This window comes from Rathayibacter sp. AY1F2, assembly GCF_002930885.1.
Classification (GTDB): domain Bacteria; phylum Actinomycetota; class Actinomycetes; order Actinomycetales; family Microbacteriaceae; genus Rathayibacter.
In genome coordinates this window covers 21725-44514 of the sequence record NZ_PSVG01000013.1, presented here as the reverse complement: position 1 = coordinate 44514, position 22790 = coordinate 21725, and the positions used below count along the sequence as shown (strand labels likewise).

Sequence of the window (22790 nt, the reverse complement as noted above, 5' to 3'; positions counted from 1 at the left end):
CGCGCTCCTTGCCCTCCGTATGCGATCGATCGTCTACTCCCGCACCGGTGACTCCTCCGTCCTCTCCCTCGTCGACCGGGAGGAGCGGGCGCCGGGCGCCGGCGAGGTCCGCGTCCGCGTCCTGGCGTCGGGCGTGAATCCGACCGACTGGAAGGCGCGCGCCGACGGCGACCTCGCGTTCGACGAGGTCGTGCCGAACCAGGACGGCGCCGGTGTCGTCGAGGCGCTCGGCGAGGGCGTCGAGGGCCTGGCCGTCGGCGACCGGGTCTGGATGTACCTCTCCGCGCACCGCCGCCCCACCGGCACCGCGCAGGAGTCGGCGGTGCTCGCCGCTGAGCACGTCGTGCGCCTGCCCGAGGGCGTCGGCATCGACGTCGCCGCGAGCCTCGGCGTCCCCGCGATGACCGCCCACCGCGCCCTCACCGTGCACGAGCACGGCCCCTCCCGCCTCGCCCCCGGCGCCCTCGCCGGCCGCACCGTCCTGGTCCAGGGCGGTGCCGGAGCCGTCGGGCACGCCGCGATCCAGCTCGCGGTCTGGGCCGGGGCGACCGTCATCGCGACGGTGAGCAGCGACTCCAAGGAGCGGCTCTCCCGCGCGGCCGGTGCGCAGCACGTGCTGCAGTACCCGGACGACGCGCTCGCCGACCGGATCCGCGACCTCGCCCCCCAGGGCGTCCAGCACGTGGTCGAGGTCGCACCGGCTCAGAACGCCGCGCTCGACGTCGAGGTGCTCGCCAACCACGGCAGCATCGGGTACTACGCGAACAACAACGGCGACGAGTTCACCGTGCCGATCGTCGCGAGCTTCGCGAAGAACGCCCGCTGGCAGGGCCTGCTGCTCTACACCGTGGGCGAGGAGGCGCTGCAGGCCGCGGCCGAGGACATCACCGCGGCGCTCGTCGACGGCGCGCTCCCGGTGGGCGAGGAGGCGGGCCTCCCGCTGACCTGGTTCCCGCTCGAGGAGACCGCGGCCGCCCACGACGCGGTCGAGCAGGGCGCGACGGGCAAGGTGCTCATCCGCGTCGCCGACTGACCGGGAGGGCTCGCCTCCGATCGACTCCCGGCCGGATCAGCCCCGGAGCGGGGGCGAGCCCGGGACGGTCGAGCGGTCGGCCAGGCCGGCCACGAGCTCGGCGAGCGCCTCCTCGGCCGTGCGGGTCGGCGCCCAGCCGAGCTCGGCGCGGGCGCGCTCGGTCGACATCACCGGGACGTTGCCCGCGATGTCGAGCCAGCCCGCGTCGGTGCGCTGCAGGCGCAGGTGCCAGGTCGCGGTGACGACGGAGCGGAGCAGCCCGAACGGCACCGTGACCAGGCGGGCGCCGAAGGCGTGCGCCAGCCGCTCCGGAGTGAGGACCGGCTCGGCCGCGATGTTGAAGGCCCCGCCGGCGCGCCGGTCGAGCGCGCGCCAGAAGGCGTCGGCCACGTCGTCGGCGTGCACGCCCTGGAAGACGATGCTCCGCGGCAGCGGCAGGACCGGGATCCGGACCGCCTTCAGCCACCGCGTCGGGTAGTGGGGACCGCCGAAGAGCCCGGCGATCTCCGTCGCCGCTCCGCGCTGGAAGACGAGCCCCGGGCGCAGGCGTGTGACGACGATCTCGGGGTGCCGCTCCTCGAAGGCGTCGAGCTGCCGCTCGTTCGCGGCCTTGTGGCGGCTGTAGGTCGAGGTGTGCAGGCCGCCCGTGGGCCAGTCCTCGGTGACCCGGATCGACTTCGGCGCCGCGCTGTAGGCGCCCACGGACGAGGCGACGGCGACCTGGCCGACTCCCGCGGCGGCGACCGCCTCGAGCACGGCCGCGGTGCCTCCGACGTCGACCAGCCGCTGGAACGGCTCGTCGTGGCTGGGCTGCAGCGCCCAGGCGAGGTGGACGACGGCGTCGACGCCGGCGAAGGCCTCGCGGAGCCGCCGCGGGGCGACGCTCGACGCGAGGTCGATCTCGACCCAGCGCACGTCGCGGTACTCCTCCGAGCGGAGCCGAGGGGCCCGGCGGGCGATGCCCACGATCTCCTCCACCCCGGCCTCGCCGTGCAGGCGCCGCAGCAGCGCCGTCCCCAGGTTGCCGGTCGCCCCGACGATCGCGATCCGCATGGCGTCATCCCTCCGGGAGCGGCGTACGCCGACCCCCTCCTCCGAGGCTAGGCAGGGGCGCCGCCGCGGAGGAGCCGCTTGACAGCGGGCACGACGGGACGCTCGGCGGGGACCGCCGGCGGCCGGCGGGGTGAACGCTCCTCCCCAGGGCGGATGCGGCCTAGACCACGGCGGGAGCGGGCACATCCCCCCGCGCGGCCGGCCGCCGATCCCTAGCCTGGGACGATGCTGCCGACACCGCCCCGCCGCGTCCTCCCCGTGCGACACGAGGTCGAGGGCGTCACGCTGCGGACGGTCGACACCGGTCCGGCCGGAGCGGGCGCGGTGTTCGTCCTGATCCACGGGATCGGGATGTCGCACCACACCTTCTCGCCGCTCGCCGCCCGCCTGAAGCGGCACGGCCGGGTGATCGGCGTCGACCTCGCCGGCTTCGGCGCGAACGCGCGCCCGCGGCGGAGGGTCGGCCTCGAGGACCACGCGCGGCAGGTCGAGCAGGTCCTCCGCGGACTGGGCGTCTCGCGCGCGGTCGTCGTCGGGCACTCGATGGGGTCGCAGGTGGCGGTCGAGCTGGGGCTGCGCGCGCCCGGCCTGGTCGACGGCGCGGTGCTGATCGGGCCGGTGGTGGATCCGCAGCGGCCCGGAGCGGTCCGCCAGGGGCTCGCGCTGCTGCGGGACTGCCTCGGCGAGCCGGTGGGCGTCGACGCGATCCTGCTGGCCGACTACCTGCGCGGCGGCCTGCGCTGGTACCTGCGCCAGCTGCCCGAGATGCTGAGGCATCCGGTGCAGGAGCGCGTCGCCCGGCTGGAGGTGCCGGTCCTCGTCGCCCGCGGCCGCGACGATCCGATCGCCACCCGTGACTGGTGCGAGCGGCTCACGGCCCACGCGCGCGAGGGGCGGCTCGTCGAGTTCGCCGGCTCGCGCCACGTCGTCCCCCGCACCGAGCCCGGAGCGCTCGCCCGCGAGATCCTCCGCTTCGCCGCTGCGCTCGGCGAAAGGCCCGCCGCCCCGCTCCCCCTCCGGTCGGAGCCGGCCGCATGAGCCGGCTCCGAAGCCTGGTCCGCGACGCCGTCTGGTGGATCCGCGACTACGCCTACGCCGTCGCCTGGCAGGTGCGCGGCGTCCTCTCGCGCCGTGCCCCGGACGACTACCTCGACGGCGACCGGCGGCCCGTCGTGGTCCTGCCGGGGATCTGGGAGACCTGGTCCTTCCTCCGCCCGATCATCGATCCGCTGCACGAGCGCGGGCACCCTCTCCACGTGCTGACGAGCCTCGGCCGCAACGGCCGCCCGGTCGCCCGGACCGCGGAGGACGTGGCCGCCTACCTCGCCGAGCACGGGCTCCGCGACGTGGTGATCGTCGCCCACAGCAAGGGCGGACTGATCGGCAAGTACGTGATGACCGAGCTCGACCCGGACGGCCGGGTCGACCGGATGGTCGCCGTGGCGACTCCGTTCGGCGGCTCCCGCTACGCGCCCTACCTGGTCCTCCGGAGCCTGCGCGCCTTCTCGCCGCGCGACGCCACGACCCTGCTGCTGTCGAGCCGCTCCGGAGCGAACGCGCGGATCACCTCCGTGTTCGGCCTCTTCGATCCGCACATCCCCGAGGGCAGCATGCTCGAGGGCGCGGTCAACGTCCGGATCGAGACCGGCGGGCACTTCCGCATCCTGAGCAACCCCGAGACGCTCACCGCGGTCGTCACGGCGGTCTCTGCGGAGGAGCGCGCCGACGGAGAGGCGCCCTGACGGCGGCGGAACCCCTGACGACTCCGTAGCAACCCGCGTCGCCGCGGCGGAACCCCCTGGCGCCTCCGGCCCGCGAGGCGGAGCGTGGAGCCATGCCCGCCTCCTCCACCGGCCCGACCGAGCTCCTCCTCGTCCGCCACGGCGAGAGCCTCGCCAACATCGCGGCGAGCGCCGCCGAGGCCTCGGGGGCGCACGAGATCGCCGTCGACCGCCGCGACCCCGACGTCGAGCTTTCCCCCGCCGGCGAGGAGCAGGCGCGCGCGCTCGGCCGCTGGCTGGCCGAGGAGGCGCGGCCCGCCTCCGCCTGGACGTCGCCCTACCGCCGCGCCTCCGCGACCGCGCGCCTCGCCCTCGGCGAGGCCGGCATCGACCTGCGGCTGCGCCCCGACGAGCGCCTGCGCGACCGCGACCTCGGCGTCACCGACCGCCTCACCTCCGCCGGCGTGCGGGCCCGGATGCCCGAGGAGGCGGCGCGGCGCGAGTGGCTCGGCAAGTTCTACTACCGGCCGCCGGGAGGCGAGGCCTGGACGGACCTCGCGCTCCGCATCCGCGCCTTCGTCGACCACCTCGCCGTCGCCGCGCCTCCCGGGCCGGCGATCCTCTTCTGCCACGACGCGGTCGTCCTCGTCCTCCGCTACGTCCTCGAGGGCCTCTCCGAGCACGAGCTGCTCGACATCGGCGCCTCGACGCCCGTCGCCAACGGCTCCGTCACCCGTCTCGTCCGCGACGGCGACGCGTGGCGCCTCGACCTCTTCAACCGCACGTCCCACCTCGAGCGCTCCGGCGCCCCCGTCACCCGGCACGACGACCGCGCGGACGGAGAAGGAGACCCTCATGAGTGACCTCGTCTCCCGCGCCCTGCTCGAGCAGCGCTGGCCCCTCCCGGAGCCCGGAGGCTCGAAGCACTCCCGCGGCGACGTGGTCGTCGTCGGCGGCGCCCGCAAGACGCCCGGCGCCGCGATCCTCGCGGGGATCGCCGCGCTGCGGACCGGCGCGGGTCACATCACGCTCTGCGTCGCCGAGTCGGTCGCGTCGGCCACCGCGGTCGCGCTGCCGGAGTGCGGAGTTGTCCCGCTCGCGGAGACGCGCACCGGCTCCGTCTCGGGCCGCGGGCTCGACGTCCTGGCCGGCGAGCTCTCCTCCGCCGACGTCGCCCTGATCGGACCCGGCCTGGACGACCCGCGCGCGACCGCCGCGACCCTCCGTGCCCTCGCTCCGCTCCTCGACGACGTGCCGGCCGTGCACCTCGACGCCTTCCCGCTCGGAGTCCTGCCCGGGCAGCGCCGTCTCGCGCGGAGGCTCGCGGGCCGGCTCCTGCTGACCCCGAACTCGGAGGAGGCGTCCCGGCTCCTCGGCGAGGAGGTCGACGACGTCGAGCGGGCCGCCCTCGCTGTCGCCGAGCGCTACGGCGCGGTGGTGAGCCTGTTCAACACGATCGCCTCGCCCGACGGCGACGCGGTGCGGATCGAGGGCGAGCACCCCGGGCTGGCCACCGCGGGCAGCGGCGACGTGCTCGCCGGAGCGACGGCGGGCCTGCGCGGGCGCGGCGTCGATCCGATGGGCGCGGCCGCGTGGGGCGCGTTCCTGCACACGGAGGCTGACACGCGCCTCTCCGCACGGATCGGGCCGGCCGGGTACCTCGCGAGCGAGATCCCGGGGGAGTTCCCGCGCGTGCTGGCGGGCTGAGCGGGACGGGTGCGCTGAGGACGGCAGTCGTTCCGAGGCGGGCCGGCGGTGCGAGCGCCCCGGACCGAGCCGGCGGCGTGAGAGGCGGCGGTCACCGTGACCGCGGCATCGACCTCAGTGCGCGACGTCGGCGACCGAGAACGCCACGCCCGGCGTGATCAGGATCGAGGTCTCGCGGGGCTCGCCCTCGCCCTGGTTCACCGTGATCCAGCGCGACGCGGAGCCGTCCAGGGCGCGGTCGATGCTCTCGCGCACCTCCGCGGCCGACGTCTCGCTCAGGCTGAACGGCGCTCCGCCGTAGATGATCTCGACGCGCTTCACAGCATGCTCTCCTCGCTCTGACGGGCGGTCCCGTGGGGCTCCTCGCTGATCCGCAGCCCGTGCGCCGTGTGCGAGTCGGCGAGCAGCTGGCGGATCCAGTCCGGGTTGATGTTCGGGGCACGGCCGCCGTGGTACTTGAAGCGCAGCGGGATGGCGGGGTGCAGCCAGATCGAGGTGCGTCCGTCGCCGACCGCCTGCGAGTCCTTCCACGAGAAGTAGAAGGACTCGTTGCGCGCGAGCTTCGAGCCGATCACGATCTGCAGGTGCGCCAGCAGACGGTCGTCGAAGTCGGCCTCGAGGGTCGAGTCGTAGATCAGTCGCCCCATCAGGCGGTTCTCCGTTCGGGAAGTCGCCCGTCCGCGAAGGGTCGGGCGGAGTCGTGAGTGTCGATCCTACCGGCGCCCCGGATGCTCACCAGGAGTCGTCCTCGCCGTGGAACTGCGGGATCTCGGTGTCGACAGCGGAGAGCGGCCCGGCGCCGCCGTCCTCCTCGGCCACGGGGTGCGAGACGCCCAGACGGGCCGTCTCGCGGGCGAAGCGCTCGACGAGCTCCTCGTCGAGCAGCTCCTCGGCTCCGTCGTCCTCGGACTCCGAGAACAGCTGGCTCGCCGGTCCGATCAGCAGCGCCGCCCGTCCGGGCCGGCCGGACTCCTGGCGGATCGGGATGTCGACCGTGATCGACCCCTTGGTGAGCGCCAGCGCCTCCGCGTAGGCCAGCAGCGACCGCGCGATGGCGGTACCCGTCAGCACGGAGCTGCCGGCGTAGTGGATGCGTTCCATGCCTCCTTCCTACTCCTCGGGCGGCCGCCCGGTCAGCGGTTGCGCGGTCGAGGGAGGGAGCGCTAGCGCCGCGTCGATCCGGCGGTCGAGCGCGTCGCGGACGGCCGGCCACTCGGCCGCGAGGATCGAGTGGACGGCCGTGTCGCGCCACGAGCCGTCGGCCCGCCGCTGGTCGTGGCGGAGCACCCCCTCGAACACGGCGCCGAGGCGGAGGATCGCGGCCCGCGAGCGCGCGTTCACCGCATCCGCCTGGAGCTTCACCCGCTCGTAGCCGCTGTCGAAGGCGAGTCCGAGCACCAGCCGCTTCGCCTCCGGGTTCACGACGGTGCCCCACGTCTCGGGCGCGTAGGCCGTCCAGCCGAGGTGGGCCGCCTCGCGCGTCTCGTCGAAGTCAGCCAGCGAGGTCGTGCCGACGACGCGCCCCTCCTGCAGCACGGCGAATGGCAGGCCCGTGCCCCAGGGGTAGTAGCGGTCGACGAAGGCGCGGAACTCCTCCGGGGTGCCGGGGAGGCCGGACGGTCCTCCTCCGTAGCCGCCGGCGAACACCTCCGGACGTCCGATCGCCCGCCCGAGCGGCTCGACGTGCTCGACGGCGAGCGGCTCGAGGACGATCGAGCGGCCGACGAGCGTGACGGGACCGGGGCGGCGGGGGCTGCTCATGCGATCAGTGTGGGGCACCGTGCCAGCATGGCTCCATGAGCACCGCCGCGCTGTTCGAGTCCGCCGCCGCCGCCCTCGTCGGTCTGCTCGCGCAGGTGCGGGACGACCAGTGGGAGCAGCCGGGGCTCGGCGTCTGGGACGTCCGCGGCCTCGCGGGCCACGCGTCGCGGGCGGTGCTGACGGTCGAGGCGTACCTCCTCGCTCCGGAGCCGCCCGAGCCGACCATCGAGGACGCGCTCGACTACTACGCCGCGCTGGCCGGGAACGTCGCCGACCCCGCGGCGGTGGCGCGGCGCGGGGTCGAGGCGGGGCTGCTGCTCGGCGACAGGCCGGCTCAGGCGCTGGCGGAGGCGGCGGGCCGCGCGATCGAGCTGGTCGCCGCCCAGCGTCCCGGCCGCCTCGTCGCCGTGGGCGGCCACGCGATCGAGCTGGACGAGTACCTCCGGACCCGGCTGCTCGAGCTGGTCGTGCACACGCTCGACCTCTCGCGGGCCACCGGGATCCCGCACGTGCTGCCCGGCGAGGCCGTCGAGGCGTGCTGCGCGCTGACCGGCGGGCTGGCCGCTCGAGCCGGACGCGGCGAGGAGCTCCTGCTCGCGCTGAGCGGGCGGGAGCCCCTCGCCGCGGGGTTCTCGGTGGTGTGAGGGCGCCGGCCCCCGGCTGCGGGTTCTGCGCGGCGCCGGCCCTCGGGGCACCGGGTCCTCCGTGGTGAGGGCGCCGATCCTCGGGCCGCGGGTTCTACGTGGTGCCGGTCCTCAGGCCACGGCGAGAGCGGCGACCGGCGACACCTTCGTGGCGCGGCGGGCGGGCAGCACGGCCGAGACGACCGTGATCACGACACCGACCACGAGCACCGCCACCAGGATCGGCACCGGGACGGTCGGCGGGATCAGTCCGATGCCCGGCAGCGAGCCGAACACCGAGATCGCGCCGCACCAGCCGTAGACGATCCCGAGCACGATGCCGAGCACCGCGGCAGCGATGATCATCTGCGCCGCCTCGAGCACCACCATCGACCGCACCTGCGAGCCGGTGAAGCCGAGCGCGCGGAGCAGGCCCAGCTCGCGCCGGCGCTGCAGCACGCTGAGCGACAGCGTGTTGACCATCCCGACGGCGGCCAGGACGACCGAGAAGCCGAGCAGGACGCTCATCACCGCGGTGCTCACCTGGATGAACTGCTCGAACGCCGCGATCACCTCGGGATTCGTCTCACCCGAGCGCTCCATGATCGTGCCGAAGGTGGCGGCGGCGACCGCGAACATCGTGACCAGCGACACTCCGATGACCAGTCCGATGACGGCGCGGGCGCTGCGCGCCGGATTGCGGACGGCGTTGGCGGACGCCAGGCGGGCGACGGGGCCCCGGCCGAAGGCGCGGCCCACGAGGGCCGTGAGCGGAGGGAGCAGGACGGGCGCCCCGAGGATCACGCCGGTGAAGGACGCCATGCCTCCGACCAGCCCGAGGAGGACGCCGCCGGGGTTGGCGAGCCCGAGGACGACACCGGCGGCGAGCAGCAGCGCGCCGACCACGACGAAGACGATCGCCGTGACGTTGCGGGCGGTGCGGCCGCGCAGCTCCTCGTAGCGGGGCTCGGCGGAGGATCCGGCGGCCTGCGACGGCGCGACCGCGAGCACGCGGCGCGATCCGGACCACGAGGCGATGACCGTCGAGGCGACCACGGCGATCAGCGGCAGCACGAGGCCGGGCGAGACGAGCGGGTAGTCGAAGCGGGGCAGGGTGCCGCTCCGGATGGCGAGCTCCGCGGCGAGCGCCACGAGAGCGACGCCGGCGACCAGGCCGATCGCCGCTCCGAGGAGCCCCTGCAGGAGGCCCGTGCGGACGATCCCGCTGCGCAGCGACCGGCCGGAGGCGCCGAGCAGGCGGAGCAGGGCGATCTCGCGGGTGCGCCCGGCGATGACGGTCGAGACCGCATTGGCCGTGACGATCCCGCCCACGAACACCGCGATGCCGAAGAAGACGGCGCCGACCATCCCGAGCATGAGGGCGACCTGGCCGATGCCGTCGATCCCCGCTGCCGCGAAGGCCGCGACCATGTCGGCGATGACCTGCACCAGCACGGCGCCGAACGCCGCGGCGAGTGCGGCGACGGTGACGATGGCGCCCCCGCCCTGGCTCGAGCCCGTGCGCACGCCGCTCACGCCGCGCCCTCCATCGTGAGCATCGCGCGCGAGATCTCCTCGGCGCTCATCCCGCGGCGGTCGTCGACGACGGCCCCGTCGCGGAGGAAGACGATGCGGTCGGCGTAGGCCGCCGCGATCGGGTCGTGGGTGACCATGGCGATCGACTGGCCGTACTCGCGGGTGGAGGCCCGGAGCAGGCTGAGGACCTCGCGGCCGGTGCGCGAGTCCAGGTTGCCGGTGGGCTCGTCGGCGAAGATCAGCTGCGGCCGGGTGGCGAGGGCGCGGGCGATCGCCACGCGCTGCTGCTGCCCGCCCGAGAGCTCATGGGGCCGGTGCGTGAGGCGCTCGCGGAGCCCGAGGGACTCGATCAGCCGGGCGATCCACTGCTCCTCGTCGCCGGTCACGGAGCGGCCGTCGAGCTCGAACGGGAGGCGGATGTTGCCGCGCACGTCGAGCGTGGGGACGAGGTTGAAGGCCTGGAAGACGAAGCCGACGCTGCGGCGGCGGAGCACGGTCAGCTCGGCGTCGCTCATCGAGGTGATCTCGGCGTCCCCGAGGAACACGCGGCCGGAGGAGGCGGTGTCGAGGCCGGCGAGGACGTGCATGAGCGTCGACTTGCCGGATCCGCTGGGGCCCATCACCGCGGTGAACTCGCCCCGCTCGATCGAGAGCGTGACGTCGTCGAGGGCGACGACGGGCGGCGTGCTGCCGTAGAGCTTGCGCACGCCCTCGACGCGCGCCACGACGGAGGAGGTCTGGTTCTGCATGTCCTCGACGCTACGGAGGCACCCGTGTCGCCGGCGTCGTCCGCAGTGGCTCGCGGCATCATCCCTCCGGCGGACCCGCGATGGTCCTGCGGGGTCAGCGGGGCCGGAGTCCCGCCCGGCGGAGGGCGAGGGCCGCCAGCGCGGCGGTGACGGCGGGGTCGCCGGTCCGCCAGCCCGCGGCGGCGTCCGGGTGCGCGGCGAGGATGTCGCGGGGGGACGCCTGGGTGAGCGCGCGCAGGGCCAGCAGCTCGGTGCCGCCGCCGGTCGAGCCGAGGGCGCGCAGCTCGGCGGTCCGGCGGGCGAAGCGGAGCCGGGGCCGGAGCCAGAGCACGGCCAGGAGCAGGAGCGGGAGGCCCCCGACGGCGAGCCCGGCGACCACGGCCAGGGCGCTCGCGAGCTGCTGCTGGTCGCGTCCGGCGGCGGCCAGCACGGAGCCGGCCCCGCTCGCCTCGTCGAACGGCGCGCGCACGGCGTCGCCGAGCAGGGGGATGCCGCCGAGGGTGGTCCCGGCGTCGCTCATGGTCGAGCCGAAGCCGCTGCCGGCGCTCTCGAGCCGCCGGCCGATCTCGGCCAGGCCGGCGATCAGCGAGCCGACCGCGATCCCCGCGGCGATCGCCACGACGGCCACGCCGAGAGCGAGGGCGTCGGCCAGGATCTGCCGCGCGCGGACGGCCGGGAGGTCGGCGTAGATCTGCATGCGCCGATTATCCGGCGCGCTCGGCGGCGGTCGTGTCCACACCGGAGGAAGGATTCGTCGAGAGGGCCCGGGATCCGCGTCACTCCGCGAGGTCCCCGACGTTCTTCCTCCGTTGTGACCACGTCGGCCGCCTCCGAGAGGTCTGCCCGACCCGGCTCCTCGCCGCTTCTAGTCGAGCAGGTCGTGCAGCACGACGACCTGCTCGCGCTCCGGCCCGACGCCGATCGCCGAGAACCGGGCGCCGCTCATCGCCTCGAGCGCGCGCACGTAGTCCTGCGCGGTCTGCGGCAGGTCCGAGAACTCGCGGCAGCCGGAGATGTCCTCCTGCCAGCCGGGGAACTCCTCGTAGATCGGCTTCGCGTGGTGGAAGTCGCTCTGCGAGACCGGGACCTCGTCGTGGCGCACGCCGTCGACGTCGTAGGCGACGCAGACGGGGATGGTCTCGAGGCCCGAGAGCACGTCGAGCTTGGTGAGGACGAAGTCGGTGACCCCGTTGATCCGCGCCGAGTAGCGGGCGATGGGGGCGTCGTACCAGCCGCAGCGGCGCGGGCGGCCTGTCGTGGTGCCGAATTCGAAGCCCTGCCGGCGGAGGTACTCGCCCCACTCGTCGAAGAGCTCGGTCGGGAACGGGCCGGCGCCGACGCGGGTCGTGTACGCCTTGATGACCGCGATGACGCGGTCGATGCGGTTCGGTGCGACTCCGGAGCCGGTGGCCGCTCCTCCCGAGGTCGCGTTGGAGGAGGTGACGAACGGGTAGGTGCCGTGGTCGACGTCGAGCATCGTGGCCTGGCCGGCCTCGAACAGCACCGTTTTGCCCGCGTCGAGCGCCTGCGAGAGGACGAGCGACGTGTCGGCGACCATCGGGCGGAGGCGCTCGGTGTACTGCAGCAGGTCCTCCAGCACCTGCTCGACCAGGATCGCGCGGCGGTTGTAGACCTTCACCAGCAGGTGGTTCTTCTGGTCGAGGGCGCCCTCGACCTTCTGGCGGAGGATGTTCTCGTCGAAGAGGTCCTGGATGCGGATGCCGACGCGGTTGATCTTGTCGGCGTACGCCGGGCCGATGCCGCGGCCGGTGGTGCCGATCTGGCGCTTGCCGAGGAAGCGCTCCGTCACCTTGTCGAGGGTGCGGTGGTAGCTGGTGATGACGTGCGCGTTGGCGCTGACGAGCAGCTTCGACACGTCGACGCCGCGCGCGCTCAGCGCCTCGAGCTCGTGGAACAGCACCTCGATGTCGACGACGACGCCGTTCGCGATGACCGGGACGACGCCCGGGGTGAGGATGCCGGAGGGGAGCAGGTGCAGGGCGTACTTCTCGTCGCCCACGACGACGGTGTGCCCGGCGTTGTTGCCGCCGTTGAACTTCACGACGTAGTCGACGCGGCTGCCGAGGAGGTCGGTGGCGCGTCCCTTGCCCTCGTCGCCCCACTGGGCGCCGGTGATGACGATTGCTGGCATGGCGTGTCCTTCTCGACGGGAGGGGCGGGGGTGGGCGGGTGCGGCGCGGCAGTCGTGCCGCCTCCGCGCGACCAGCCGCTCGATTCTAGCGGAGGGGCCGGAGGACGGCTCCTGCGCTCGGGGGCGGCACCGCGGACTCCCCCGGCTCCGGGCCGGCACCGCGGACGCATCGCCGAGCAATGCTCTCGATCCCGTCATGCGCAGTTCACACGCGGCGCATAGATTCGAGGACGTTCACACTCCACTCATCACGCGAACAGGACCACGATGCGCAGACTCCGCGCCGCAAGCCTCCTCGCCGTCGTCGCACTCGGAGCCGCCACCGCCGCTCCGATCGCCTCGGCCGCCCCTCTCGACGACGGCGTCGAGCTCACCCTGGTGTCGACGACCGACACGCACGGGCACGTCTACGACTGGGACTACTTCGCGAACGCGCCGTACCCGGCCGACGGTGCGCTCGGCCTCACCCGCGTCGCGACCGAGGTCGACCGCCTCCGCGCCGAGAAGGGCGAGGAGTCCGTGCTCGTCATGGACAACGGCGACGCGATCCAGGGCACGCCGCTCACCTACTACTACGGCCTCGGCGACGGCGCCGCGGGCGTCCTCTCCGGCGAGACGACGCACCCGATGGCCACCGCGTTCAACACCATCGGCTACGACGCGCAGGTCGTCGGCAACCACGAGTACAACTACGGGCTCGACATGCTCAGCGCGTACGAGGGCGACCTGAACGCCCCGCTGCTGGGCGCGAACGTCGTCGACGTCGCCACCGGCAAGCCGTACCACGACCCCTACACGCTGATCGAGCGCGAGATCGACGGGAAGACGGTCACCGTCGGCGTCCTCGGCCTCGTCACCCCCGGCGTCCGCGTCTGGGACAAGCAGTACGTCGACGGCGTCCTCGAGTTCCAGGACATGGTCGCCGCCGCGAAGCAGTGGGTCCCGATCGTGCAGGAGCAGGCGGACGTGGTCGTCGTCCTCGCGCACACCGGCCAGGGCACGGTGCCGGACGCCGAGTACGACCCGGCCGACCTCAACGAGGACGTCGTCAACAACATCGCGACGCAGGTCCCCGGCATCGACGTGGTCGTCGCCGGCCACAGCCACAAGGACCTGCCGCAGACGCTGTTCACCAACGTCGCCGGCGAGCAGGTGCTGGTCACCCAGCCCGAGTTCTGGGCGCAGGGCCTCACCGAGGTCACCCTGAACCTGGTGCCGGACGCCGCGGGCGGCCTCGAGGTCGACTGGTCGGCCGGGAACGCGCCCGTCACGCAGCCCGTCTACGCGAAGGACATCGCCGAGGAGTCGCCCGCACTGGTCGACGCCCTCGCCGAGCAGCACGCCGCCACGATCGAGTACGTGAACACCCCCGTCGCCGACTCGGTCGAGGAGCTCTCGGCCGCGACCTCGCGCTACGAGGACACCCCGATCATCGACTTCATCAACACCGTCCAGGCCGAGACCGTCGAGTCGGCGCTCGAGGGCACCGAGTGGGCCGACCTGCCGGTGATCTCGCAGGCGTCGCCGTTCTCGCGCACCGCCGTCTTCCCGAAGGGGCAGGTCAGCATCCGCGACATCGCGGGCCTGTACATCTACGAGAACACCCTCCGCGGAGTGGAGCTGACCGGAGCCGAGGTGCGCGACTACCTCGAGTTCTCGGCCCGCTACTTCGTGCAGACCGCCGAGGGCGCCGTGTTCGACCCCGAGACCGGCACCAACGCGACGACCGAGGACCGCCCCGACGGCATCCCGGACTACAACTACGACGCGATCTCGGGCCTGGACTACGTGATCGACGTCTCCCAGCCCGCCGGCTCGCGGATCCGCGGTCTCGCCCACGCCGACGGGACCCCGGTCGCCGACGACGAGCGCTTCGTGATGGCGGTCAACAACTACCGCCAGAGCGGCGGAGGCGCCTACCCGGCCGTCGCGCAGGCACCGCTCGTCTACGACGAGCGTCTCGAGATCCGCCAGCTCCTCATCGACTGGTCGACCGCCCGCGGCGTGATCGACCAGGCCGACTTCTACGACCCCAACTGGTCGCTGACGACGGAGCCCGCCGCCGAGGTCCCGGTCACCCCGGCGCCGACCGAGCCCGGCGCCCCGACGGAGCAGCCCACCACGGCTCCGTCGCCGCACCCCACCACCACGGCGGCCCCCGTCGCGGGAGGCTCCGGCCCGGGCTCGCTCGCGAACACCGGCGCCGACGCGGCCGGCCTGATCGGCGGAGCCCTCGTGCTGCTGCTGTCGGGTCTCGCGCTGGTCGTCGCGCGACGCCGCCTCGCGGCCTAGCCGAGCAGGGCACGGGCGGCGGTCGGCGGGGTCTCCCGCCGGCCGCCGTTCGTCGTTCCGGAGGATCGCGGGACGATCGGGCCGCGGACCGGCGGCTCAGTCCCCGCGGCGTCGCGACCGGCGGGCCCGCCAGGCCGAGAACGCCCCGGTCGACCAGAGCGCCCAGACCACCAGCAGGGGCTGGAAGACGAGCCGCACCGCGCGCGCCGCGTCCGTCTCGAGGCCGAACGCCGGCGTCCGCGTCACCAGCTGCGAGATGTTCCCCGGGAAGACCGCGACGAAGAACGCGGCCACCACGACTCCCACGATCACGCGCCACCGCACGAGCACGACGAGCGCGAGCCCGAGCGCGATCTCGACGACGCCCGACGCGACGACCACCAGGTCCGGGTCGGCCGGCAGCCACGGCGGGACCTGCGCCTGGAAGGCCTGACGCGCGACCGTCAGGTGCGCCGTGCCGGCCGTGACGAGCACCAGGCCCAGGAGGATGCGGGCGAGAGTGCGCGGGAGGGAGCGGCGTCCTCCGTCGGGCGCTGTGGCGGCGGTCATGCCCCCAGTCTGCGCTCGGAGCCCGCTCGCGCCGACCGCGCGCGCGTTCCGGCGGCGCCCCGTATCCTCGTTACCGCCCCGTCCGCAGACCGTGAAACGAGTTCCATGAGCACCCTGCCCCGCCTGATGGCCTTCGACCTCGACGACACCCTCGCCGCCTCGAAGTCCCCCGTCGACCCGGCGATGGCCGACCTCTTCGTGAAGCTGCTCCAGGCCACCGAGGTGTGCATCATCTCGGGCGGCCAGATCGGCCAGTTCCGGATGCAGGTGCTCGACCGCCTCGAGGGCGCCGACCCCGAGGTGCTCGCGAAGCTGCACCTCATGCCCACCTGCGGCACGCAGTACTACCGGTACGAGAACGGCGACTGGGCGCAGATCTACGCCGAGAACCTCACCGAGGACGAGAAGTCGCGCGCGCTCGCCGCCGTCGAGGAGAAGGCGAAGGAGCTCGGCTACTGGGAGTCCGAGACCTGGGGCCCGATCCTCGAGGACCGCGACTCGCAGATCACCTTCTCGGCCCTCGGCCAGTCCGCGCCCGTCGAGGTCAAGCAGGCCTGGGACCCGGACGGCGAGAAGAAGAACACCCTCCGTGAGGCCGTGCAGGCCGTGCTCCCCGACCTCGAGGTCCGCTCCGGCGGCTCGACGTCGGTCGACATCACCCGCAAGGGCATCGACAAGGCGTACGGGATGAACAAGCTCACCGAGCTGACGGGCATCCCTCTCGACGACATGATCTTCGTCGGCGACCGCCTCGACCCGGACGGCAACGACTACCCCGTCAAGGCGATGGGCGTCGAGTGCTTCGCCGTCGAGGGCTGGCACGACACCGCCGCGTACCTCCGCTCCTACGGCCTGTAGGCCGCGCCCCGCGAGCCTCTGCCGCGGCGGGGGCGCTGCGGCAGGGCGGCGCCGGGCGGGCGTCGTTCAGCGGTCCTCGTTCAGCGAGCCGGCGGCGGTGCCGCCGAGGGCGAGCCGGAGCCGCTTGGGCAGTCCGGCGACGACGATCGCGTGGGACTCCTCGATCAGCTCCAGCACCAGCCCGGACTCCACCGCCCCGCCCGCATCGACGGTCACCCAGTGCTTCTTGTTCAGGTGGTACCCGGGCTCGATGCCCTCGACCCCCGCGACGAGGTGCACCACGTTCTCGGGCAGCGCCTTGACGCTCACGACGGGGCGCTCGAAGCGCTCCGACTCGAGCGCGAAGACCTTCCCGGCGACCTTCCACACCCGCGTGCCCGGGCCGAACGGGAAGCTCGCCTCCGCCCCCGCGAGCCCCTCGAGGAGCCGCCGTACCGCCGTGTCGTCCATCCGATCATCCTCCCGCACCCGACTGCGCCGGAGGCGGAACGCGCCCGCTCACCGGACCCGACCCGAGTCCCATCGGAGCGGCGCCCGTCGCCGCCGCTCCGGCGCCGAGGTCGGACGACGCGACGGCAGCGTCGGAGGAGCCGGAACGGAGCGGACGTCCTGATGGGTCGATGAGCGACTGCGGATGCGCCGGCGATCCTCCTCTCGCCGCCGGGGATCCGCGAACGAGCCCGCGCCCGGCCGAGGTGAGGTCGATCAGTCGGATCACGACGAGGCCGTGCAGCCGACGGAGACGCTGCACCTGAACGAGGAGGACGCCCTCGGAAGGCGGTCCTGCCCGTGCGCGCCTGGTGACGGAATCACGAAGGCCGTAGAGGCCATCCTCCGATCGGCCTTGTAGGGGTTCCTCGGGCGGGAAAGCGAGCGGGGAGACGCATCCGGGCAGCCGACACCGGAGCGCCTCATCCGGCCGGACTCACGGCCCGATCGATCCGCCAGGAGAGAGAAGGAACACAAGCGGGAGACGGCTCTGCGCCTCACCTGTCGATCAATCATCTCTCTTGCGGCAGAACAGGGCGACCTCGGAGTGAGGCGGATAGTCGTTCCGCCGCCGTTTCGGAGCCTCTCTCATCTGTCTCGAGATCGTCGAACCCCGTTGCGTGGAATTACTTGGTGTGCAGTAGTCTCAGGCCTGCCGCGGGAAGGACAGCCCTCTCGCGAAATCAATCGTCGCGGAAAAACTCTCGGGACGCTGCGACATGAGCAGTGGATCTTCCGAGGGAACGTCTGCCGTCTACGGCTCAGGTCGTTCGTTGAAGATCCGCAGGCCATTCGTCCAACCAGAGAGGCATATTATGTCGAACACGTCCCCTTCTGATTCGCCCGTTCCGGCTCGCAATGCGGTTCCCGGCCGCCGGACCGTCCTGCAGGCGGCCGCATGGACCACTCCCGTCGTCGTCGCGGCGATCGGTGCGCCGCTCGCCGCCGCATCGGCCCCGGTGACCGTGCGCACGGTCGCTTTCGTCGACCAGGAGGGTGGCGATGCCACTACTTCCTACACGACGAGCAGCTGCAACCCGTTCAACGCCTACCTCCAGGTGAGCGATTCCGGAGTTCCGGCCGCCGCAGGCATCGCGGTGACGGTGACTCTGCCGACCGCGCTGCGCTGGTACGACGGCACGGCCACACCTCGCACGCTGTTCACGGGTGCCGGCGGAAGCCTCCTCCTGGAGGGCTTCAACGGTCTGCGTTTCGCCACCGCCGGAGTCAGCCAGACGGGCACCATCACGGCCACGACAGCAGGCGTGGTGAATCCGGCCCAGCCGACCGTTCCCGTGGCCGATGCGACCACCGCAGCGATCGTGAACGGCACCAGCGGCACCCGCACCTCGACCTTCCGCGGACGTCGCAACAATGTCGAGTCCGAGATGCCGGAAGCTGTCACCACTGTGGTCGATTTCGCAGTCGCGTGGACCGGCGTCGGTGACACGGCTGCGTCTGCGACCTACCTGAGCTACGTCGTCTCCCAGGACGGCGACGTCTACTCGCACACCGCCCCCTCCGGCGGCTTCTACGAGTGGGACACGACGACCCCCATCCGCATCGGCATGACCAGCATCGCGGCGGATGACGGTCTGATCATCGCCGGCGGCGACCGCGGAGCCCGCCTGTTCTCGGCCAGCGGCAGCACGGTGTACGACTGGGACGGCGTCGCGCTCGCGGCCGCGCCCGGAGGCCGCACTGTCCTCGACATCGCCGTGTCGTTCAGCGACGACAGCCTGTGGCGGGTGTCGCTCGTCGCGACCGACGGGACGGCATGGGAGGCGACGAAGACCATCGAGGCCGGAGCGTCTTGGTCGCCGTGGACGCAGGTCCTCGCCACAGTCACCGGGCTGCGTCAGGTCGCCGCCGACACCCAGGTCTTCGGCGCGACGCGTCGCATCTTCGCGACGACGGCCGCTGTGTTCGACCAGGACGGCACCCAGCTCACCGCACTTCCGGCCGGACGCACGGCGAAGGACCTCGGAGTCGAGATCGGCGGCAACTGGATCAACGTGATCGGTGACAACAACCAGTACTACCGCACCCCGTTGAGCAACCCCGGGACGTGGGACAGCAACAGCACCGGCAGCCCCGTCGTCACGATCACGAACGTCACCAGCGTGGCGTCGGCCTCGACGCCGAACATCGGCATCCGCGCGTTCTACGTGGCGGGCGCGGCACTCTGCGGCTGAGCTGATCACCAGGGGGCGCCCTGACGACGGCGCGCCCCCCGAGCAGGACTCGCGGGTCCGGTGACGTCCTCCCCTCGATCACCGAGGGAGGACGTCACCGGACCCGCTCGTGCGAGCGGATGCCTCGCTCACAGGACGACCGGCTCGGGCGGACGGGGACAGGGCCTCGATCCCCGGTCGCGCTCACCGGCCCGAACCCGACACGACCCGAGCGATCCGCGACGTCCTGAACGGAGAGCGGAAGCGCCCCGGGAAGCCGTGACACGGCTCGTCATCGGCTCCGAGCAGCTCCCCGTCGAGGCAGGATCGTCCGCCGGCGAGGCACTCGCCCCCGGAGCGCCCGACCACGGGCGCCTGGCCGCGGCCGTGGCCGGAGCCGATGACCGCAGACGCATGCGCCGATCTCGGCTCCACGCCCAGGAGCACTCCGGCGCAGCACCTGTCCGTCTCGATGAGCACGAGTGTGCCGTCGTCGTTTCCGGCAGCGGAAGCGTCCTGCTCGTCCCTGCCGGCGACGACGTGCCCGCCGTCGGTGCCCGACGATCGTCCGCCGGTCTCCCCTCGCGAGCTCTCGCGGCGCCTCTCCCGAGTCTTCTCCTGCCGTTGCGCGTCACGCCCCATCGACAGCGGCGGGACGCCGCGACACCGCATCAGCACCGGACGCACGAGCGCCGACCGCGCGAGCCGAGAGACCTGAGCCGCCCGACGGATCCGACCCGCCGAACCACCTCGACTCCCCGTGCTCGGGACGTCTCCGCCGCCGACGTCCGAGCGGTCGTCGACGGCGCACAACGGAGGTCCGAGCGCGTCCTCATCGTCGGGGAATAGTCGGAATAGCCGAGAGCATCCCCTAGGAGGGGCCTTTGCGCGGAGCTTCGCTCAGGACGGAGGAGCACGACGCCCGACCACTACGCTGAGGGCAGGTCGCTTATGCGAGAGAACAGCGGTCAGTCGCAGACAGGGCTCACACGGTGAAACTGCAAACACCCACTTCCACGAAGAGCTCTTCCTCCGAGAAGGGCCGGAGCTCCTGGTCCCGAGCAGTGGCCAGAAAACTCGTCATCACCGATGTCCTCGTCATCGTGTTCTCGGTCTTCAGCAGTCAGTTCTTCTGGTTCGGAGTGGAGAGCCGAGAATTGTTCGTGGCCGGCCATCAGCCGGAGATCGCGGGCCTGCTCGCGAACTACTGGATCGTCTCCTCGATGATCGTGGTGCTGTGGGCCGCCCTGTTGAAGTTCTACGCCACACGCGAAGACCGTGTCCTCGGCGGAGAGGTGACGGAGTACAAGCGCATCCTCGATGCGACGCTCCTGCTGTTCGCCGTGATCACGTGCGTCGCCTACCTCGGCCAGATCGGCTTCGCCCGCGGGTACATCATCACCGCGCTCCCGCTCGGCCTCGTCCTGCTCTGGCTCGGACGCGGAGCCTGGAGGGTGTGGCTGCGGCAGCAGCGGAGCGCGGGCCGGTACTCCTCCTCCGTCGTCCTCGTCGGCTCGCCACGGAGCGTCGAGCACATCTACCGCGAGCTCGTCCGCGCCACCGGGGCCGGGTATCTCGTTGTCGGCGTGTGCATCCCCGAGGATCTGGCCAGCGATCGGGTGAGCGGGTGGGGGGTGCCTGTCTTCGAGAACATCACGGTGGATGCGGTGCCGGGCATCCTGAACCGGACCGGCGCCGATACCGTCATCATCACGAGCAGCGACCACCTGCCACCCGAGCAGATCCGACAGTTGAGCTGGAGTCTCGAGCCGAGGCGCCAGCACCTGGTCATGGCGCCGAGCCTCACCGACATCAGCGGACCGAGGATCCACATGCGCCCGGTGGCGGGCCTTCCTCTCGTGCACATCGAGACACCTCGATTCGAGGGCAGCAAGCAGGCCCGCAAGCGTGCCCTCGACATCGTCGGATCGCTGAGCCTCATCGCCGTGCTGATGCCTCTCATCGCCTCGGTCGCACTGGCCGTCAAGCTGACGAGCTCGGGGCCCCTGTTCTATCGCCAGACGCGGATCGGCATCAACGGCAAGCCCTTCGGCATGATCAAGTTCCGCTCGATGGTGGTGAACGCTCATGATCAGCTCGCCGAGCTGCTCGCCGCTCAGGGAACGTCCGGAACACCACTGTTCAAGATCACTGACGACCCTCGCATCACACCGATCGGACGCTTCATGCGCAAGTACTCGATCGACGAGGTCCCTCAGCTCTTCAACGTGCTGAGAGGCGACATGTCGCTCGTCGGGCCGCGGCCGCAGGTGGCGGGAGAAGTCGAGCTCTACGACGAAGCCGCGCGCCGGCGCCTCAACGTCAAGCCGGGCATGACCGGGCTCTGGCAGGTCAGCGGGCGGTCGACGCTCTCCTGGGAGGACGCCATCCGACTGGATCTCTACTACGTGGAGAACTGGTCGTTCACCGGGGACCTCGCGCTGCTCGCGAGAACCGTGCAGGCCGTCGTCGCCCCCGGAGGCGGCGCCCACTGACGCATCGGGCCACCGCGCGAGCGGCCGGTCCTCACATCTCGGTGACGACCGCGTCGTCGATGCCGACCGTTCCCGCGGCGGGGTCGTTCAGGCCGACGGTCACGCGGAAATGCGACGCCCAGGACGGCGCCTGGCGATCCACGCCGGTCGCGGGTCTTACCCGGAACGGGAGTGCCGCGGCCATCGCCGCCATCGACTGCGTCGTCGAGGAGACGGGCTCCGAGCGGACGGTGACAGGGATGCCGCGGGCGTCACGACCGGAGACGGTGACGAAGGACTCCGAGACGATCATCGACCCGTTCGCAGCGGCCTGTCCGATGACGAGGTCGGCGGCGTAGACCCGCCCGGGTCTGCTGAGCACATCGAACGAGAGACTCGTCTGTCCGGTGCCTGTCTTCCGGACCAGGAGCCGCCCTGACGCGACGGCGAGCGTGGCCGACGGGCTCGCACTCCGAGAGGTGGCGTCCGGAGTGTCCAGGTACGCGTCCGCGACCGTGCCCACATCGAAGGCTCCATCGACGAGCCGGTTCGCGGCGCGGTGGACGAGAACCGAGGTCGGCACGACGGAGGGCTCGTCCAGGATCGAGACGTCCGCCAACCGGACGAGTCCGGTCCCTCCGACGAGGTAGCCCGATGCCGGAGCGACGTTGCGGAAGGAGGTGCTCGTCACGACGATCCCGCCTCCCCAGCTCCTGTGAGCCGTCTCGAAGACTGTGGCCGCCGCCAGCGGGGCGGCGGCGGAGACCGTGCCGCCGTTGATGCTGATCCTGGCCGTCGTCGTCGCAGCGGTGGAGAACGCGCTGACCGTGCTCGCCGGGGTCAGGCGGACGGTCGCAGCGTGCAGCGTGACGGCACCCCCTGAAGCCTCGACCGCGCGATCGCATCCGCTGATGGCCAGCGACGTCGTGTGCAGCTCGCCACTGGTCGACGCGGAGGACAGTCCCGTCGTGCACGAGCGCACAGAACCGCCGACCATCGCGAGATTCGACCCAGGGGCAGTGCCGGCGACCAGGACGCCCGTGCCGCACTCCTCCACGGCCACGTGGAAGAGGCGCAGATGCTCGGCGCCGGGACCGAACCGGACACCCGTCTCGAATCCGATGATCTCCACTCCGTACAGTCCTGCGCCTCGGACGCCTGTCGCCGAGGACAGCTCGAGGCCGACGGATCCAGGAGCCGCTCGGCCGGGACCCGTGAGGCGCAGTCCGCGCAGGCTCACGCGCGTGTGCGGCGCATCATCGGAGGCCTCGGAGGCGGTGAGGACGAGCGCCGATCCCGACACCGCCGTCGCATCGACATCGCCTTCGGCGAACTCCATCGACACACGCGAGAGGTCGATCGTCAAGGGTGCTGTCAGCACGACGGGCTCGGAGACGACCAGGAAGGACTCGGTCGCGAGGGCGTGAGCCGCGTCGAGAGCGGCCCGGAGCCGCTGCTCAGCAGTCGCTCCCGGGAACTCGGTCGAGTCCCGGAAGCCGTCCAGCCGTGCGTCCGGGAAGGCGTTGGCCGCTGTCGCCGGGGGGGCCGTCGCCACCGCCGTCACGGCGCCCGCGCCCGCTGCCGCCGTCAGGCTCAGAAGCGCCCGTCGTCCTCGATCC

General features: G+C 72.6%; 22 protein-coding genes. 10 read left to right on the top strand and 12 right to left on the bottom strand.

The genetic code is table 11. The features are described 5' to 3' along the window. Positions 1–19: 19 nt before the first annotated feature. Positions 20–1033, top strand: a complete 1014-nt coding sequence (locus tag C5C54_RS11180) for an NADPH:quinone reductase (RefSeq protein WP_104288362.1) — start codon at positions 20–22, stop codon at positions 1031–1033. 36 nt (positions 1034–1069) lie between these two features. On the opposite strand, the gene C5C54_RS11175 is transcribed toward C5C54_RS11180, so the two are convergent. Further along, positions 1070–2086 carry an NAD-dependent epimerase/dehydratase family protein gene (locus tag C5C54_RS11175; protein ID WP_104288361.1) on the bottom strand — a complete coding sequence of 339 codons (1017 nt, stop codon included), beginning with the start codon at positions 2084–2086 and terminating at the stop codon, positions 1070–1072. Positions 2087–2311: 225 nt separating this feature from the next. On the opposite strand from C5C54_RS11175, the gene C5C54_RS11170 reads away from it, so the two are divergent. From C5C54_RS11170 to C5C54_RS11155, 4 genes are all read left to right on the top strand, one after another. Further along, positions 2312–3124, top strand: a complete 813-nt coding sequence (locus C5C54_RS11170; protein WP_104288360.1) for an alpha/beta fold hydrolase — start codon at positions 2312–2314, stop codon at positions 3122–3124. Further along, complete coding sequence (locus tag C5C54_RS11165) at positions 3121–3828, top strand: triacylglycerol lipase (protein WP_104288359.1); 708 nt, start codon at positions 3121–3123, stop codon at positions 3826–3828. Before C5C54_RS11170 ends, C5C54_RS11165 begins: the two co-directional genes overlap by 4 nt. 92 nt (positions 3829–3920) lie before the next feature. Then, positions 3921–4670 (top strand): histidine phosphatase family protein, encoded by a 750-nt coding sequence (locus tag C5C54_RS11160; protein ID WP_104288358.1) that lies wholly within the window; start codon positions 3921–3923, stop codon positions 4668–4670. Continuing rightward, positions 4663–5514: an NAD(P)H-hydrate dehydratase gene (locus C5C54_RS11155; RefSeq protein WP_104288357.1), complete on the top strand. Its 852-nt coding sequence runs from the start codon at positions 4663–4665 to the stop codon at positions 5512–5514. Before C5C54_RS11160 ends, C5C54_RS11155 begins: the two co-directional genes overlap by 8 nt. A gap of 114 nt (positions 5515–5628) precedes the next feature. Here the strand turns inward: C5C54_RS11155 and C5C54_RS11150 are convergent, their stop codons facing one another. From C5C54_RS11150 to C5C54_RS11135, 4 genes are all read right to left on the bottom strand, one after another. Beyond that, a complete protein-coding gene (locus tag C5C54_RS11150; protein ID WP_104222775.1) occupies positions 5629–5835 on the bottom strand; it encodes a hypothetical protein in 207 nt (68 codons plus the stop codon). Beyond that, complete coding sequence (locus C5C54_RS11145; RefSeq protein WP_104222776.1) at positions 5832–6161, bottom strand: ATP-dependent DNA ligase; 330 nt, start codon at positions 6159–6161, stop codon at positions 5832–5834. The genes C5C54_RS11150 and C5C54_RS11145 overlap by 4 nt, the downstream gene beginning before the upstream one ends. Positions 6162–6246: 85 nt before the next feature. Next, positions 6247–6615 (bottom strand): hypothetical protein, encoded by a 369-nt coding sequence (locus C5C54_RS11140; RefSeq protein ID WP_104288356.1) that lies wholly within the window; start codon positions 6613–6615, stop codon positions 6247–6249. A gap of 9 nt (positions 6616–6624) precedes the next feature. After that, positions 6625–7275, bottom strand: coding sequence for a GNAT family N-acetyltransferase (locus C5C54_RS11135; RefSeq protein ID WP_104247482.1), 651 nt, complete (start codon positions 7273–7275; stop codon positions 6625–6627). Positions 7276–7310: 35 nt separating this feature from the next. Between C5C54_RS11135 and C5C54_RS11130 the strand changes: the two genes are divergently transcribed. Further along, on the top strand, positions 7311–7919 hold the full coding sequence (locus C5C54_RS11130) for a maleylpyruvate isomerase N-terminal domain-containing protein (RefSeq protein WP_104288355.1): 609 nt from the start codon (positions 7311–7313) through the stop codon (positions 7917–7919). A 111-nt stretch (positions 7920–8030) separates the two neighbouring features. On the opposite strand, the gene C5C54_RS11125 is transcribed toward C5C54_RS11130, so the two are convergent. The 4 genes from C5C54_RS11125 to C5C54_RS11110 form a co-directional block, all read right to left on the bottom strand. Continuing rightward, entirely contained in the window at positions 8031–9434 is a 1404-nt protein-coding gene (locus tag C5C54_RS11125) for an FtsX-like permease family protein (RefSeq protein WP_258063296.1), read from the bottom strand. Continuing rightward, a complete protein-coding gene (locus C5C54_RS11120) occupies positions 9431–10183 on the bottom strand; it encodes an ABC transporter ATP-binding protein (protein ID WP_104222781.1) in 753 nt (250 codons plus the stop codon). Before C5C54_RS11120 ends, C5C54_RS11125 begins: the two co-directional genes overlap by 4 nt. Before the next feature lie 94 nt (positions 10184–10277). After that, positions 10278–10880, bottom strand: a complete 603-nt coding sequence (locus C5C54_RS11115) for a hypothetical protein (RefSeq protein ID WP_104234281.1) — start codon at positions 10878–10880, stop codon at positions 10278–10280. Between the two features lie 168 nt (positions 10881–11048). After that, on the bottom strand, positions 11049–12335 hold the full coding sequence (locus tag C5C54_RS11110; protein WP_104250676.1) for an adenylosuccinate synthase: 1287 nt from the start codon (positions 12333–12335) through the stop codon (positions 11049–11051). 267 nt (positions 12336–12602) lie between these two features. On the opposite strand from C5C54_RS11110, the gene C5C54_RS11105 reads away from it, so the two are divergent. After that, positions 12603–14627, top strand: coding sequence for a bifunctional UDP-sugar hydrolase/5'-nucleotidase (locus C5C54_RS11105; RefSeq protein ID WP_104288354.1), 2025 nt, complete (start codon positions 12603–12605; stop codon positions 14625–14627). A 96-nt stretch (positions 14628–14723) separates the two neighbouring features. On the opposite strand, the gene C5C54_RS11100 is transcribed toward C5C54_RS11105, so the two are convergent. Beyond that, positions 14724–15176, bottom strand: a complete 453-nt coding sequence (locus C5C54_RS11100) for a DoxX family membrane protein (protein ID WP_104260943.1) — start codon at positions 15174–15176, stop codon at positions 14724–14726. A gap of 105 nt (positions 15177–15281) precedes the next feature. On the opposite strand from C5C54_RS11100, the gene C5C54_RS11095 reads away from it, so the two are divergent. Beyond that, positions 15282–16034: an HAD-IIB family hydrolase gene (locus tag C5C54_RS11095; protein ID WP_104222786.1), complete on the top strand. Its 753-nt coding sequence runs from the start codon at positions 15282–15284 to the stop codon at positions 16032–16034. 66 nt (positions 16035–16100) lie between these two features. Here the strand turns inward: C5C54_RS11095 and C5C54_RS11090 are convergent, their stop codons facing one another. Continuing rightward, positions 16101–16484, bottom strand: coding sequence for an MmcQ/YjbR family DNA-binding protein (locus C5C54_RS11090; RefSeq protein WP_104222787.1), 384 nt, complete (start codon positions 16482–16484; stop codon positions 16101–16103). Positions 16485–17338: 854 nt separating this feature from the next. Between C5C54_RS11090 and C5C54_RS11085 the strand changes: the two genes are divergently transcribed. Together C5C54_RS11085 and C5C54_RS11075 are read left to right on the top strand one after the other, a co-directional pair. Further along, positions 17339–18718: a hypothetical protein gene (locus tag C5C54_RS11085; RefSeq protein ID WP_146078822.1), complete on the top strand. Its 1380-nt coding sequence runs from the start codon at positions 17339–17341 to the stop codon at positions 18716–18718. Between the two features lie 1043 nt (positions 18719–19761). Further along, positions 19762–21192 (top strand): sugar transferase, encoded by a 1431-nt coding sequence (locus C5C54_RS11075; RefSeq protein ID WP_258063295.1) that lies wholly within the window; start codon positions 19762–19764, stop codon positions 21190–21192. Between the two features lie 31 nt (positions 21193–21223). Here C5C54_RS11075 and C5C54_RS11070 read toward each other — a convergent pair whose 3' ends face one another. Next, entirely contained in the window at positions 21224–22726 is a 1503-nt protein-coding gene (locus tag C5C54_RS11070; protein ID WP_146078821.1) for a hypothetical protein, read from the bottom strand. Between the last annotated feature and the right edge of the window lie 64 nt (positions 22727–22790).

Bases quoted from the DNA above. Each gene is read 5' to 3' on its own strand.
- C5C54_RS11100 (WP_104260943.1), bottom strand. From the start codon at position 15,176: ATGACCGCCGCCACAGCGCCCGACGGAGGACGCCGCTCCCTCCCGCGC.
- C5C54_RS11135 (WP_104247482.1), bottom strand. From the start codon at position 7,275: ATGAGCAGCCCCCGCCGCCCCGGTCCCGTCACGCTCGTCGGCCGCTCG.
- C5C54_RS11130 (WP_104288355.1), top strand. From the start codon at position 7,311: ATGAGCACCGCCGCGCTGTTCGAGTCCGCCGCCGCCGCCCTCGTCGGT.
- C5C54_RS11175 (WP_104288361.1), bottom strand. From the start codon at position 2,086: ATGCGGATCGCGATCGTCGGGGCGACCGGCAACCTGGGGACGGCGCTG.
- C5C54_RS11090 (WP_104222787.1), bottom strand. From the start codon at position 16,484: ATGGACGACACGGCGGTACGGCGGCTCCTCGAGGGGCTCGCGGGGGCG.
- C5C54_RS11140 (WP_104288356.1), bottom strand. From the start codon at position 6,615: ATGGAACGCATCCACTACGCCGGCAGCTCCGTGCTGACGGGTACCGCC.
- C5C54_RS11170 (WP_104288360.1), top strand. From the start codon at position 2,312: ATGCTGCCGACACCGCCCCGCCGCGTCCTCCCCGTGCGACACGAGGTC.
- C5C54_RS11110 (WP_104250676.1), bottom strand. From the start codon at position 12,335: ATGCCAGCAATCGTCATCACCGGCGCCCAGTGGGGCGACGAGGGCAAG.
- C5C54_RS11105 (WP_104288354.1), top strand. From the start codon at position 12,603: ATGCGCAGACTCCGCGCCGCAAGCCTCCTCGCCGTCGTCGCACTCGGA.
- C5C54_RS11165 (WP_104288359.1), top strand. From the start codon at position 3,121: ATGAGCCGGCTCCGAAGCCTGGTCCGCGACGCCGTCTGGTGGATCCGC.
- C5C54_RS11120 (WP_104222781.1), bottom strand. From the start codon at position 10,183: ATGCAGAACCAGACCTCCTCCGTCGTGGCGCGCGTCGAGGGCGTGCGC.
- C5C54_RS11085 (WP_146078822.1), top strand. From the start codon at position 17,339: ATGTCGAACACGTCCCCTTCTGATTCGCCCGTTCCGGCTCGCAATGCG.
- C5C54_RS11095 (WP_104222786.1), top strand. From the start codon at position 15,282: ATGAGCACCCTGCCCCGCCTGATGGCCTTCGACCTCGACGACACCCTC.
- C5C54_RS11160 (WP_104288358.1), top strand. From the start codon at position 3,921: ATGCCCGCCTCCTCCACCGGCCCGACCGAGCTCCTCCTCGTCCGCCAC.
- C5C54_RS11155 (WP_104288357.1), top strand. From the start codon at position 4,663: ATGAGTGACCTCGTCTCCCGCGCCCTGCTCGAGCAGCGCTGGCCCCTC.
- C5C54_RS11115 (WP_104234281.1), bottom strand. From the start codon at position 10,880: ATGCAGATCTACGCCGACCTCCCGGCCGTCCGCGCGCGGCAGATCCTG.
- C5C54_RS11180 (WP_104288362.1), top strand. From the start codon at position 20: ATGCGATCGATCGTCTACTCCCGCACCGGTGACTCCTCCGTCCTCTCC.
- C5C54_RS11145 (WP_104222776.1), bottom strand. From the start codon at position 6,161: ATGGGGCGACTGATCTACGACTCGACCCTCGAGGCCGACTTCGACGAC.